This window comes from Neisseria sp. P0009.S007 (assembly GCF_051962515.1).
On the sequence record NZ_JBQCVF010000583.1, the window covers coordinates 1 to 970 of the forward strand.

Below are 970 nucleotides of genomic sequence, written 5' to 3' on the forward strand. Positions count from 1 at the left end.
AAAAACGAGATTATTATGGAAAACAACCGTCTTGACCCCACAGCCCTCGAGGAAGAAGACCTGAATTGGGAAAAACGTTTGGAAAGATTGCGTCAGGCACGACAATTCAATACCGCGCCGACCCATGCGCCATTAGTCAAAAAATCGGAAGAGGCTGTCGATGTTGCGCCCAAAACCGCGTCTAAAAAAGAATATAAATTAGATGCGGATAATCGTGAAAAAGTATTGGAAGAATATTTGTACCGCTGGCAATTGGAACACAATACTGCCCTTGCAGACGATGGCGAAGCAGTGGAAACCGATGCAATGGTGGTTTTGCAGGATAACTGGTTGAGCGCGCAATCGGCATTGCAGGCCGCGGCTTCAGAGCGTCATATCGAATCAACGCACACTGTCAGACTGAATCCGAAATCAGGTGCCGTAGATTTTGATGCGCCTGAAGTGGAAGAAACTGAAAAAACGGAAAATGATGATGCGGAAGCGGCTGAAGAGGCGGTTTCAGACGGCATTGAACAAGAACCGGCCATCAATGTCCATATCAATGTATTGAACCCTCAAGCAATTGGCCGTCGGCAAGTATTCTGCGTTTCTGAAAAAGATTTGACCGAGCGTCTGATTAAGCGTTTGCGTCCCCATGTGGCTGATGCGGTCAACGGCATGATTCGGATTGCCGTGCAAAAACAAATGGCCTTGTTCACTTACCAGTTGCAGCAAATGCTGAACGAGCAGGCGCCGGGCTTGGTGGAGGATGTATTGGAACACAACGTCAAACGTATTTTGGACGATATGAAAACTGAAATGAAATACCGCCGTTGAGTATCCGGGCCGTCTGAAAAGTTTCAGACGGCCTTCGGAGTAAAATTCCCTTAAAATTTTACGAAGCGTGTATAATAGCGGCTCACGTTTTCGTGATAAATATCCTTTCTAAATAGTTGATATGCCCGATGCAGAATCGGGCATTTTTTTTGAG

General features: G+C 46.3%; 1 protein-coding gene. It reads left to right on the forward strand.

Going from position 1 to position 970, the window contains the following annotated elements; genetic code table 11:
• The first annotated feature begins 15 nt into the window (after positions 1-15).
• Positions 16-816, forward strand: a complete 801-nt coding sequence (locus ACTHS3_RS14955) for a hypothetical protein (protein WP_070607498.1) — start codon at positions 16-18, stop codon at positions 814-816.
• Positions 817-970: the final 154 nt, after the last annotated feature.